Raw genomic sequence first — 12,629 nt, 5'->3', positions numbered from 1 at the left:
AAGGAGCCCGTCTCCGTGGCGTCCCACCGTCGACCCAAGCAGCCGAGCCGCACGCGCGTGACCGTGCTGACCACCGCAGCCGCCGCTGCCGTCGTCCTGAGCGCGAACGCCGCCAACGCGGCACCGAGCGAGAAGCTCAGCAAGGACGAGGTCAAGGCAAAGGTCGACAAGCTCTACGAGCAGGCGGAGCAGGCCACCGAGAAGTACAACGGGGCCAAGGAGAAGCAGGAGAAGCTCCAGAAGGAGATCTCCACCATCCAGGACAACGTGGCCCGCGGCCAGGAGGACCTCAACAAGCTGCGCGACGGCCTGGGTTCGATGGCCACCGCCCAGTACCGGTCCGGCGGCATAGACCCGTCCCTCCAGCTCTTCCTCTCGTCCGACCCGGACAACTACCTCGACAAGGCCTCCACGCTCGACCAGTTGAGCGGCCAGCAGGTCGAGGCCCTGAAGAAGATTCAGGACAAGCAGCGCGAACTGGCCCAGGAGCGGACGGAAGCCACCGACAAGCTCAAGGACCTCGCTTCCACCCGCACCGAGCTGGGCAAGAAGAAGAAGGAAGTCCAGGGCAAGCTCGCCGAGGCGCAGAAGCTGCTCAACACCCTGACGGCCAAGGAGAAGGCGGCGCTCGCCGCCGACCAGGCTCGCGCCAGCCGTTCCGCCAGCGAGCGCGTGGACCTCGGCAACGACACCCCCGCCTCCGGCCGGGCCGCCGCCGCCTTCGCCGCCGCCAAGAGCAAGCTCGGCTCGCCCTACGTCTACGGCGCCTCCGGCCCGTCCTCCTTCGACTGCTCGGGCCTGACCTCCTGGGCCTACGCCCAGGCCGGCGTCTCCATCCCGCGTACCTCCGAGGCCCAGGCCGGCGCTGGTACGCGCATCTACAGCCAGAGCGACCTCCAGGTCGGCGACCTCGTCATCTTCTACGGCGACGCCCACCACGTCGGCCTCTACGCCGGCAACGGCCAGGTGCTGCACGCCCCGCACACCGGTGCCGTCGTGCGCTACGAGGCGATCGGCAACATGCCGTTCCAGTTCGGCGTCCGCGTCTGACCCTGCGGCTGCCGCCCGAACGGGCGATTCGCGACAACCCAAACTGACTCCACGCCCCGCCGGTGACCTGCGTCATCGGCGGGGCGTCGCGTTGTGCGGCCCCTGTGGCCTTTGGACGGTGTGTGTCCGCGCGGCTACTGTCTGGCGAGCTTTCGAGCAGTCAGACGTCCGCCAGCGGAAGGAGCGCGGCTTCCCGTGGGGTTCCATCGCCGCCTTGTACCGTCCGGGTTCGACCGGGGAGCCGTAGCCCTGTGCATGTTGTCCGCGGCGGCCGCCGCCTTCGGCGCCGTACCGGCGAGCGCCGCTCCGCACACCGACACCCGTGCCGAGGTGGACCGCCTCTACACGGAGGCCGAGCGGGCGACCCAGGCCTACGACAGGGCCGGGGAACGCGCGGGCGTGCTGCGCCGGGAGGTGGGCCTGGCGCAGGACCACATCGCCCGGCAGCAGGAGCGCATCAACACCATGCGGGAGGCGCTCGGTTCGCTGGCCGGCGCCCAGTACCGCTCCGGCGGCATCGATCCCACCGTGGCCCTGCTCTTCTCCGACGACCCGGCCGACTACCTCGACAAGGCGTCCACCCTCGACCGGATCGGCGCCCGTCAGGCGGCCGAGCTCAAGGAGCTCCGGTCGGCCCTGCGCCAACTCGCCCAGGAGCGCTCCGAGGCCGCCGGGAAGCTCGCCGAGCTGGAGAAGAGCCGGACGGCGGTCGCCACGCACAAGCGGACCGTGGAGCAGAAGCTCGCCAAGGCCCGAAGGCTGCTCAACTCCCTGCCGAACGAGCAGCGTGCCGCCTACGAGCGGGCCTCGCGCGACGGCCGCCTGCACTTCCCCGACGTCTCGGGCGTGGTCGCCCCGGACGCCCGCTCCGCGTCGGCTCTCGCCGCCGCCCGCTCCGCGCTCGGCCGCCCCTACGTCTGGGGCGCCAACGGCCCCTCCGGCTTCGACTGTTCGGGCCTGATGCAGTGGTCGTACGAGCATGCCGGGATCCAGCTGCCGCGCACCTCGCAGGAGCAGCGGTACGCCGGCCGGCAGGTCCCGCTCTCCCAGGCCCGGCCCGGTGACCTCGTCGTCTACCGCTCCGACGCCAGCCATGTGGCGATGTACGTGGGCAACGGCCAGGTGATCCACGCCCCCTATCCCGGCGCCGCGGTCCGCTACGACCCGGTCGGGATGATGCCCGTCTCGTCGGTCACCCGGGTCTGACCCCGCGGCGGGCCGTACGATCGGGAAGTGGCTGGTCGTAGACGGGCGTGGCGTTCCGCGGTGGCGGGGCTCTGTCTGCTGTTCGTGCCCCTGGCCGGCTGCGGCGGGCGGCCCACGGCCGACACGGCGCGCACCGAGGTGCAGCAGGTGCTCGACCGCCGGGCGGTGGCCCTGCTCGGCCACGACGAGACGGCGTACGGCCGCACGGGCACGCGCGCCCCGTACGAGAACGTCCGCTCCGTCCCGTTGGCGTCCTGGAGCTACCGGCTGACCGGCCTGCACCGCGACGGCTCCGCCGCCACCGCCGACGCCGAGCTCAGCTACCGCGTCGGCGGCTACGACCGGGCCCCGGTCACCGCCGCCCGCACGCTCGGCCTCAGCCGCACCGCCGACGGGCACTGGTACGTCGCCTCGGACCGGCCCGCGAAGAAGGCCGACGAGCTGTTGTGGGACCAGGGCGAGGTGGCGGCCGTCAAGGGCGAGCACAGCCTGATCCTCGGGGTCGGACAGACCGGCCACACGCTGCGCGGGTACGCGGCGCTGGCCGACCGCGCGGTGCCGGCCGTGTCGCAGGCGTGGGGCACGGACTGGGCGCGGCGGGTCGTCGTGCTCGTACCGGACTCCCTGGAGGACATGGCGGGCCTGCTCGGCTCGCCCGCCTCCTCCTACCGCGGGATCGCCGCGGTCACCACGGGCGAGGCGGGCGGATCGGGCAGGGCGCCCGCGGACCGGATCGTCGTCAACCCGGAGGCGTACGCCCTCCTAGGCGCTACCGGCCGGCAGGTCGTGCTCACCCACGAGGCGACCCATGTGGCCACCCGCGCGGACACGACCGCGGCCACCCCGCTGTGGCTCTCCGAGGGCTACGCCGACTGGATCGGCTACCTCGGCACGGGCCGTACGGCGGTCCAGGCCGCGCCCGAGCTGGCGCGCGCCGTCCAGGAGGGCAAGCTGCCCCGGCAGCTGCCGCCGGACCGGGACTTCGGCTTCAGCGGCGAGGCCACCAGGCTCGCCCAGGCCTACGAGAGCGGCTGGCTGGCCTGCCGGATGATCGCCGACCACTGGGGCGAGGTCCGGCTCGGCGAGTTCTACCGCGCCGTCGGCAAGCACGGGAAACGGGCGGGCGCGGTCGAGGAGGCGCTGCGCAAGGTGCTCGGGACGACGCCGGAGGAGTTCACCGAGCGGTGGCGCGACTACCTGAGGGCCCAGCTGGACTGAGCGGGCCGCGGGTTTCAGGAGGTCCTCGCGGCCGACGGCGGTCAGTGAGAGCACGCGGCGCGGGGCGGCACTCGCGCCGTCCTCCGTGCACTGGTCGAGCCTGCCCGCGGCGCCTCGCGCCGGCGCTCGCGGCGGCGGTGCAGTGCGCGGCCGTCGCGGTGCTGCGGCGGCGGGCCCGGCGTCAGGAGGAGACCGGGCTCTCCTTCGTACGGGCGGCCTGAGGTGGCACGGGGACCACCGGAGCCCCGGAGCCGGTGGAGCGCCACAGCCGCCGGGCCGCCAGGACGCCGGCGACGGCCAGCAGGCCGTTGCGCAGGGCGAGGAGTCCGACGCCGTACGCGTCGCTGGACACGACGTGCGCGAAGCCCGCCGGGAACTCCAGGACTGTGACGAGGGCCGCGGCGAGCAGCAGGAGGGCGGGCGGGCGCATCCGGCTCTCCCGGTGGCACAGGCAGACACCGGCCAGACCGATCAGCCACACCAGGTACTGCGGGCTGATCACCCGGCTGGTGACCGTGAACAGCAGCACCGCCGTGAAGGCCGCGTCCGCGAGCGTGTGCGGCCCGAAGCGGGTCGCCCGCAGCCGCCACAGCAGCAGCCAGCCGAGGGTCGCGCCGGTGAGGGCGAGGGCGGCCGTGCTCACCGCGCTCACGTACGGGCCGAGGAACTCCACCGAGCCGTAGTTGAGCAGCATCTCGCCGCTCCAGCCGAAGTGCCGGGCCACGTGGAAGACCAGCGCGCCCACCGACTCCACCTCGGTGCCCCGGTCGCGTTGGAAGGCGAGGAAGGCGAAGGCCCCGGGCATGGCGGTGGCGAACAGCGCGGCCAGCGCGCCCGCGGTCACCGCCGCCGCGGACCACGCCCCCCGCCGCACGGCCCCCACGAGCAGCAGCGCCGGCCACACCTTCACCATCGCCCCGAACCCCGCCAGCGCCCCCATCACCCGCGGGTGCCGGGCCCCCGCGAGCAGCGCGGCCACCGCCACCGCGGTCACCAGCACGTCGTAGCGGGCGTACACCGTCGGGCCGAGCAGCGGGACGCCCACGATCCACACCCAGGCGCCGTGCGGGCTGCGGCCGGGGCGCCGGCCCGCGGACAGCAGCGCGCACAGCACGGCCAGGTCGGCGAGGAGGGCCAGCACGAAGAAGGCGATGGCGTAGTCGAGGAAGGGCAGCAGGGCGGGGGAGAGGATCGCGAGCGCGGCGGCCGGCGGGTACTGCCAGGTGACGTCGTCCAGCGGGAAGGTGCCCTGGCACAGTGTCTCGTACCAGCCCTGGTAGATCACCCAGACGTCGGTCGTGACGTCCACGCCCGGGAAGACGAACACCCGCAGGACGTAGAGCAGCAGGACCGTCCGGGCGGCTCCCCAGACCACTAGCGGCAGGACCAGGGACCGTGCCGCGCCCGTTCTCGCCACCTGAGCCCCTGTCGTCGGTCCGCCTGGGTGCGGCCACATGATCCCCCGCGCACCTGTGCGAGGCCCGTGAGGCGCGGCCGACGGCTCCCCCGAGCGGTCGGTCACCCGGGTTGGGTAGGGTCGGCGGCGATGCACAAGACCCTGATCGTGACCAACGACTTCCCGCCCCGGCCGGGCGGCATCCAGGCGTTCCTGCACAACATGGCGCTGCGGCTGGACCCGGACCGGCTGGTCGTCTACGCCTCCACCTGGAAGCGGAGCCGGGAGGGCGTCGAGGCCACGGCCGCGTTCGACGCCGAGCAGCCCTTCACGGTCGTACGGGACCGTACGACGATGCTGCTGCCCGCGCCCGAGAAGACCCGGCGGGCGGTCGGGCTGCTGCGCGAGCACGGCTGCACGTCGGTGTGGTTCGGGGCGGCCGCGCCGCTCGGGCTGATGGCGCCGGCCCTGCGCAGGGCCGGCGCCGAGCGGCTGGTGGCCACCACCCACGGGCACGAGGCCGGGTGGGCCCAGCTGCCCGCCGCGCGGCAGCTGCTGCGCCGGATCGGGGAGTCCACGGACACGATCACCTATCTCGGCGAGTACACGCGCTCGCGGATCGCCACCGCGCTGACCCCGCAGGCGGCCGCCCGCATGGTGCAGCTGCCGCCCGGCGTGGACGAGAAGACCTTCCACCCGGAGTCGGGCGGCGCCGAGGTGCGCGAGCGGCTCGGGCTGACCGAGCGGCCGGTCGTCGTGTGCGTCTCCCGGCTCGTGCCGCGCAAGGGCCAGGACACGCTGATCCGGGCCATGCCGCTCATCCTGGCCAAGGAGCCGGACGCGGTGCTGCTGATCGTCGGCGGCGGGCCCTACGAGAAGGACCTGCGCCGGCTGGCGCGGGAGACCGGGGTCGCCGCCTCCGTGCGCTTCACCGGCGCCGTTCCCTGGTCGGAGCTGCCCGCCCACTACGGCGCCGGGGACGTCTTCGCCATGCCCTGCCGGACCCGGCGCGGCGGCCTCGACGTCGAGGGGCTGGGGATCGTCTACCTGGAGGCCTCCGCCACCGGGCTGCCCGTCGTCGCCGGCGACTCCGGCGGGGCACCCGACGCGGTGCTCGACGGCGAGACCGGATGGGTCGTCCGCGGCGGCTCGCCCAAGGACGCCGCCGACCGCATCGTCACCCTCCTCGGGGACGCCGAGCTGCGCCGCCGGATGGGCGAGCGGGGACGGCAGTGGGTCGAGGAGAGGTGGCGCTGGGACCTGCTGGCGGAGAAGTTGAAGGCGCTGCTGTAGACATTGCTGTCGCGCGGCTCTAGGCGGAAGGAGAAAATCCGCCCATGCTGCGCACATGACAGCAAAACTGATGCAGCGTCAGCTGACTAGACGTCAAATCCTCGGCATGGTCGCCCTGCAGACCGCCGCCGCGGCCGGTCTCACCCGCATCGGCCTCCAGTCCGCGCGGGCCGCCGAACCGGCCGCCACCGACAACGCCCCCGCCATCGTGGTGGGTTCGGGCTACGGCGGCGCGGTCGCCGCCCTCCGCCTCGGCCAGGCCGGCATCCGCACCCTCGTCCTGGAGATGGGCCGGCTCTGGAACACCGTCGGCTCCGACGGCAAGATCTTCTGCTCCACCAGCGCCCCGGACCAGCGCTCCATGTGGTTCCGGACGCGCACCGAGGCACCGCTGGCCACCTTCCTGTGGCTGGACCTCGTCAACAAGGACATCGGCGCCTACCCCGGCGTGCTCGACCGCGTGCACTACGCCGACATGTCCGTGTACGTCGGGCGGGGCGTCGGCGGCGGCTCCCTGGTCAACGGCGGGATGGCGGTCACCCCGCTCCAGTCGTACTTCACCGAGCAGTTCCCGACCGTGGACGCCGCGGAGATGTACGGCACGTACTTCCCGCGCGCCCGCTCCATGCTCGGCGTGAACACCGTCGACCCGTCCTGGTTCGAGTCGACCGAGTGGTACAAGTTCGCCCGCACCTCACGCAAGGCCGCCGGCAACGCGGGCCTGAAGACCACCTTCGTGCCGAACGTCTACGACTTCGGCTACATGCAGCGCGAGGCGGCCGGCACCGCCACCAGGTCGGCGCTCGGCGGGGAGGTCATCTACGGCAACAACTACGGCAAGCGCAGCCTCGACAAGACGTACCTCGCCGCCGCGCTCGGCACCGGCAACGTCACCATCCACACGCTGGAGAAGGTGCGCACCGTCAGCCGGGCGAGCGACGGGACGTACGTCCTGACCGCCGACCGGATCGACAACGCCGGCAAGGTCGTCGAGACCAAGCAGTACGGCTGCACGTACCTGTTCCTCGGCGGCGGCAGCCTGGGCACCACCGAACTCCTCGTCCGCGCCCGGGACACCGGCACCCTGCCCGACCTGAACGCCTCCGTGGGCGCCGGCTGGGGCACCAACGGCAACACCATGCTGGGGCGCGCCAACCACGTCTGGGACACGGTCGGCGCCAACCAGGCGACCATGCCGGTGCTCGGCATCGACGACTGGGCCAACACCGCCAATCCGGTCTTCGCGGAGATCGCCCCGCTGCCCATGGGCTTCGAGCACTGGGTCAGCCTCTACCTGGCGATCACCAAGAACCCGGAACGGGCGTCGTTCACCTACGACGCGGCCTCGGGCTCGGTGAAGCTCGGCTGGACGGCGGCGCAGAGCGCGGTCTCGGTCGGCATGGCCAAGAAGCTGTTCGACCGGATCAACTACGCCAACGCCACGATCTACCGGTACGACCTGTTCGGCTCGACGAGCAAGGTCTTCGCCGACGACTTCACGTACCACCCTCTGGGCGGCTGCGTGCTGGGCAGGGCGACCGACGACTACGGAAGAGTGAAGGGCTGTTCGAAGCTGTACGTCACCGACGGCTCGCTGGTGCCCGGCTCGATCGGGGTGAACCCGTTCGTCACCATCACCGCTCTCGCCGAGCGCACGATGGCGCGGGTCCTCGTCGAGGACACCGCGCCATGACGCGCCGTCAGGGGCCGCCCTACTTCTGGTAGAGCGCCTCGATCTCGGCCGCGTAGTCCTTCGCCACCACGACACGCTTGAGCTTCAGGGACGGCGTGAGGTGGCCCGACTCCTCCGTGAACTGGGAGGACAGAATGCGGAACTTCCGCACCGATTCCGCCTTCGACACCGCGGCGTTGCCGTCGTCGACCGCCGTCTGGATCGCAGCGATCAGATCCGGGTCGTCACGCAGCGACGCCGCGGTGGAGCCCGTGGGCTTGCCGTGCTCGGCGGCCCAGCGGTCCAGGAACTCCTCGTCGACGGTGACCAGTGCGCCCACGAACGGCCGCCCGTCGCCCACCACCATGCACTCTGCGACCAGCGCGTGCGCCCGGATACGGTCCTCGATCACGGCCGGGGCGACGTTCTTGCCGCCCGCGGTGACGATGATCTCCTTCTTGCGGCCGGTGATCCTGAGGTAGCCGTCCTCGTCGAGGGTGCCGATGTCACCGGTGTGGAACCAGCCGTCGGCGAGCGCCTCAGCACTCGCGCCCGGGTTGTTCCAGTACTCCTTGAACAGGTGCTCGCCGTGCAGCAGCACCTCGCCGTCGTCCGCGATCCGCACCACCGAGCCCGGCAGCGGCTGGCCGACCGTGCCGATCTTCTGCCGGTCCCAGGGGTTGAACGCGGTCGCCGCGCAGGACTCGGTCAGACCGTAGCCCTCCAGGACCGTGAAGCCGATGCCCCGGAAGAAGTGGCCCAGGCGCTCGCCCAGCGGGGCGCCGCCCGAGATGGCGTACTCGCCCCGGCCGCCGAGCACCGCGCGCAGCTTGCTGTAGACGAGCTTGTCGAACGTCTTGTGCTTGATCCGCAGGCCGAGGGACGGACCCGACGGGGTGTCCAGCGCCTTGCTGTAGGCGATCGCCGTGTCGGCGGCCTTGTCGAAGATCTTGCCCTTGCCGTCCGCCTGGGCCTTGGCGCGGGCCGAGTTGTAGACCTTCTCGAAGACGCGCGGGACGCCCAGGATCAGCGTCGGCCGGAACGCGGCCAGCTCGTCGGTGAGGTTCTTGATGTCCGGGACGCAGCCCAGCTTGATCGGCGCCATCATCGGCGCGACCTGCACCAGGCGGCCGAAGACGTGCGCCAGCGGCAGGAACAGCAGGACCGAGCACTCGCCGGTGCGGAACAGCGGGCGCAGCCGCTCGACGATGTTGCCGCACTCGGCGAAGAAGGCGCGGTGGGTGAGCACACAGCCCTTGGGGCGGCCGGTGGTGCCGCTCGTGTACACGATGGTCGCCGGGTCGTCGGCCTTCGCCAGCGAGCTGCGCTCCTCGACCGTCGCGTCCGCGACGTCCTGACCGAGCCGTCCGAGCTCCGCCAGCCCTCCGGCCTCGATCTGCCAGACGTTCTTGAGCGCGGGCAGCCGGTCGCGCACCGACTCGACGGCGGCGGCGTGGGTGTCCAGCTCCACGAGCGCGGCGGTCGCGCCCGAGTCGCCGAGGATCCACTGCACCTGCTCCGGGGAGCTGGTCTCGTACACCGGCACGGTGACCGCGCCCGCGCTCCAGATCGCGAAGTCCAGCAGCGTCCACTCGTAGCGGGTGCGGGACATCAGCGCGACCCGGTCGCCGGGCCGCACGCCGGAGGCGATGAGGCCCTTGGCGGCGGCTCGCACCTCGGCGAGGAAGACGGTCGCCGACACGTCCTGCCAGGCACCGCCCACCTTGCGGGCGATGACGGCGACGTCGGGATGCTGCGCGGCGTTTCTGCGGACGATGTCGGTCAGATTGCCGTCCGCAGGGACCTCGTACAAAGCCGGAAGGCTGAACTCGCGCAAGACTGCTGCTCCTCATAGGGCGCCGGCGCCACGACGTTGTGCGATGCGACGGTGCGGTCCACGGCTCGGGCTCGTGCTCGAGAGTCCGCCACGAGCCACGCGGGCTCGTTGGTTGAATTCCAGAGCACGATGGGACTGCCCGGACGTTACCCGCCGGTATGGCTTCTTCGACAGGGGGTCCCGGCGAGATGTTCGCTGCGTCACACAGGTTGGTGTTCCTTGGCGTACGGTAGTCCACGCCCTTCCTGACTGGCCAGTAACCGCAGGTCCGGCCGCCACTGTTCACCTGGCCCGCACACCCCTACCCTTGATCACCATGGCACCTACACCCGTCGGCAACCGCAGGACACGCGTCCATGTGGTCAGCGATGTGCACGGCAACGCCCGTGACCTGGCCCGGGCCGGCGACGGCGCCGACGCCCTGATCTGCCTGGGTGACCTGGTCCTCTTCCTGGACTACGCCGACCACTCGCGCGGCATCTTCCCGGACCTGTTCGGGACGGCGAACGCCGACCGCATCGTGGAACTGCGCACCGCCCGCCGCTACGAGGAGGCGCGCGCGTTCGGGGCCCGGCTGTGGGCGGGCATCGGCAACGACCGGGCCGCCGCGATCGAGGGGGCGGTGCGCAAGCAGTACGCCGAGATGTTCGCCGCGTTCCCGGCCCCGACGTACGCCACCTACGGCAATGTCGACATGCCGCCACTGTGGCGGGAGTACGCCGCGCCGGGCACCACCGTCCTGGACGGTGAGCGGGTGGAGATAGGCGGCTGGACCTTCGGCTTCGTCGGCGGCGGGCTGAAGAGCCCGATGCGGACGCCGTACGAGATCAGCGACGAGGAGTACGCCGCGAAGATCGAGGCAATCGGCGAGGTCGACGTGCTGTGCACGCACATACCGCCGGAGGTGCCGGAGCTGGTCTACGACACGGTCGCGCGCCGCTTCGAACGCGGCAGCCGCGCCCTGCTGGACGCCATCCGCCGCACCCGGCCCCGCTACTCGCTCTTCGGACATGTCCACCAGCCGCTGGTGCGGCGGATGCGGATCGGGGCGACCGAGTGCGTGAACGTGGGGCACTTCGCCGGGACGGGCACACCCTGGGCGCTGGAATGGTGAACGGCCCATGCGCGGACGGGGTGAATGCGGCTGGTCGGGCGCGCGGTAGCCTTCACGCTGCACACACGTGCGCACGCCCGCGCACGGCGACCTGACTAACGGCCCGCATCTGGAGGAGCCACGGCGATGGCGGAACACACCAGTTCGAGCATCACGATCGAGGCGGCTCCGGCCGACGTCATGGCGGTGATCGCCGACTTCGCCCGCTACCCGGACTGGACCGGCGAGGTGAAGGAGGCCGAGGTCCTCAAGACCGACGACCAGGGCCGCGCCGAGCAGGTCCGCCTCGTCATGGACGCCGGCGCGATCAAGGACGACCAGACCCTCGGCTACACCTGGACCGGGCAGAACGAGGTCTCCTGGACCCTGGTGAAGTCCCAGATGCTGCGCTCCCTGGACGGCTCCTACCTCCTCAGGCCCGCGGGCCCCGGCGCCACCGAGGTGACCTACCAGCTCACCGTCGACGTCAAGATCCCCATGCTCGGCATGATCAAGCGCAAGGCCGAGAAGGTCATCATCGACCGCGCGCTGGCCGGCCTGAAGAAGCGCGTGGAGTCGGGCGAGAAGTAGGGCGAGAAGCAGGGCGGCGTCCGGGCCTTCCGCGCGAAGGTACCGTTCACCCTCATGCGCACCATCCTGATCACGGGCCCCGGCGGATCCGGACGTACGACCGTTGCCGCTGCCACCGCGCTGCGGGCCGCGCGCGAGGGCAGCGAGACCCTCGTCCTCAGCGCGGACCGCACGGACACCCTCGGGGCGGCGCTGGGCGCGGCGACGGGACCGGTCCCCGGCCCGGTCGCCCCGCACCTGACGGCCTGGCGCCCGGACGCGACCGAACGGTTCCGCGACGACCTCACCGCCTTCCAGGAACGCGCCGCCGGCGTCCTCGACCTGCTCGGCGCCGCGCGCCTGGACGCCGAGGAGGTCACCCCACTGCCCGGGGCCGAGGAACTGTCCTTCCTGCGCGCCCTGCGGGACGCCGCCCTCTCCGAGCGCTACGACCTCCTGGTCGTCGACCTCCCGCCCACCGCGCAGGCCCTCGCCCTGCTCGCCCTCCCGGAGGAACTGCGCCGCTATCTGCGCCGACTGCTCCCGCCGGAACGGCAGGCGGCCCGCGCCCTGCGCCCGGTCCTCGGCCGTCTCGCCGGCGTCCCGATGCCCGCCGACTGGCTCTACGAAACGGCGGCCCGCTGGGACCTCGAACTGGCCGCCGTGGAGGCCGTCCTCACCGACCGCCGCACCGCCGTGCACCTCGTCGCCGAACCCGGCCCGGCCGGCGCCGACGCCGTCCGCACCGCCGGCCTCGGCCTCGCCGTGCGCGGCCTGCGCCCCGAGAACCTGGTCGCCAACCGCGTCCTGCCCGAGAGCACCGCGGACGGCTGGCTCGCCTCGCTCGTCGCCCAGCAGCGCAAGGCCCTCGCCGACTGGCAGGAGACGTACGACGTCCACGCGGTCGCCCATCTCGGCCGCGACCCGCACGGCGGCGACGACCTCGCCGCCCTCGCCGTGCCCGGCGTCAACCCGGCGGCCACCCCGGTCGAGTGGCCGGTCACCGACCGGATCGCCGAGGACGGCGTGCTCGTCTGGCACATCCCGCTGCCCGGCGCGATACGCGACGAACTCGACCTCGTCCGGCGCACGGACGAGCTCGTCCTCACGGCCGGCCGGTTCCGCCGGATCGTCCCGCTGCCGTCCGCCCTGCGCCGCTGCACCGTCGCGGGCGCCGCGCTGCGGGACGGCGAACTGCGCATCCGCTTCGCCCCCGACCCCGAGCTGTGGCCGCGGGAGAAGTGATTCCACCTCGCCCCGCGCCGGAGGGACGAGGGAGTCCGCTCCGCGGGCG

At 72.5% G+C, this 12,629-nt stretch carries 10 protein-coding genes; 8 read left to right on the top strand and 2 right to left on the bottom strand.

Annotated features, from left to right (window positions below; genetic code table 11):
* The first annotated feature begins 15 nt into the window (after positions 1–15).
* From IPZ69_RS15810 to IPZ69_RS15800, 3 genes are all read left to right on the top strand, one after another.
* The gene (locus tag IPZ69_RS15810) at positions 16–1,050 is read left to right on the top strand and encodes a C40 family peptidase (RefSeq protein WP_235454755.1); all 1,035 of its coding nucleotides are present in this window, start codon (positions 16–18) and stop codon (positions 1,048–1,050) included.
* 195 nt (positions 1,051–1,245) lie between these two features.
* Positions 1,246–2,256 carry a C40 family peptidase gene (locus tag IPZ69_RS15805; protein WP_235454754.1) on the top strand — a complete coding sequence of 337 codons (1,011 nt, stop codon included), beginning with the start codon at positions 1,246–1,248 and terminating at the stop codon, positions 2,254–2,256.
* Positions 2,257–2,283: 27 nt separating this feature from the next.
* Complete coding sequence (locus IPZ69_RS15800; protein WP_235454753.1) at positions 2,284–3,474, top strand: hypothetical protein; 1,191 nt, start codon at positions 2,284–2,286, stop codon at positions 3,472–3,474.
* A 181-nt stretch (positions 3,475–3,655) separates the two neighbouring features.
* Here IPZ69_RS15800 and IPZ69_RS15790 read toward each other — a convergent pair whose 3' ends face one another.
* Positions 3,656–4,930 (bottom strand): glycosyltransferase 87 family protein, encoded by a 1,275-nt coding sequence (locus IPZ69_RS15790; protein WP_374293278.1) that lies wholly within the window; start codon positions 4,928–4,930, stop codon positions 3,656–3,658.
* A gap of 90 nt (positions 4,931–5,020) precedes the next feature.
* Here IPZ69_RS15790 and IPZ69_RS15785 point away from each other — a divergent pair, with 90 nt between their 5' ends.
* Both IPZ69_RS15785 and IPZ69_RS15780 read left to right on the top strand, forming a co-directional pair.
* Positions 5,021–6,163, top strand: a complete 1,143-nt coding sequence (locus IPZ69_RS15785; protein ID WP_235454751.1) for a glycosyltransferase family 4 protein — start codon at positions 5,021–5,023, stop codon at positions 6,161–6,163.
* 55 nt (positions 6,164–6,218) lie between these two features.
* Complete coding sequence (locus IPZ69_RS15780) at positions 6,219–7,856, top strand: GMC oxidoreductase (RefSeq protein ID WP_374293277.1); 1,638 nt, start codon at positions 6,219–6,221, stop codon at positions 7,854–7,856.
* Between the two features lie 19 nt (positions 7,857–7,875).
* On the opposite strand, the gene IPZ69_RS15775 is transcribed toward IPZ69_RS15780, so the two are convergent.
* Positions 7,876–9,672 carry an AMP-dependent synthetase/ligase gene (locus IPZ69_RS15775; RefSeq protein WP_235454750.1) on the bottom strand — a complete coding sequence of 599 codons (1,797 nt, stop codon included), beginning with the start codon at positions 9,670–9,672 and terminating at the stop codon, positions 7,876–7,878.
* A 316-nt stretch (positions 9,673–9,988) separates the two neighbouring features.
* On the opposite strand from IPZ69_RS15775, the gene IPZ69_RS15770 reads away from it, so the two are divergent.
* From IPZ69_RS15770 to IPZ69_RS15760, 3 genes are all read left to right on the top strand, one after another.
* Positions 9,989–10,786 (top strand): metallophosphoesterase family protein, encoded by a 798-nt coding sequence (locus IPZ69_RS15770; protein WP_235454749.1) that lies wholly within the window; start codon positions 9,989–9,991, stop codon positions 10,784–10,786.
* Positions 10,787–10,912: 126 nt separating this feature from the next.
* Positions 10,913–11,356 carry an SRPBCC family protein gene (locus IPZ69_RS15765; RefSeq protein WP_235454748.1) on the top strand — a complete coding sequence of 148 codons (444 nt, stop codon included), beginning with the start codon at positions 10,913–10,915 and terminating at the stop codon, positions 11,354–11,356.
* A 54-nt stretch (positions 11,357–11,410) separates the two neighbouring features.
* A complete protein-coding gene (locus IPZ69_RS15760; RefSeq protein ID WP_235454747.1) occupies positions 11,411–12,580 on the top strand; it encodes an ArsA family ATPase in 1,170 nt (389 codons plus the stop codon).
* Positions 12,581–12,629: the final 49 nt, after the last annotated feature.

Origin of the sequence: Streptomyces olivochromogenes, assembly GCF_021538895.1 — a bacterium.
Lineage (GTDB): Bacteria > Actinomycetota > Actinomycetes > Streptomycetales > Streptomycetaceae > Streptomyces > Streptomyces olivochromogenes_A.
This window is presented reverse-complemented; position numbering and strand designations above follow the sequence as displayed.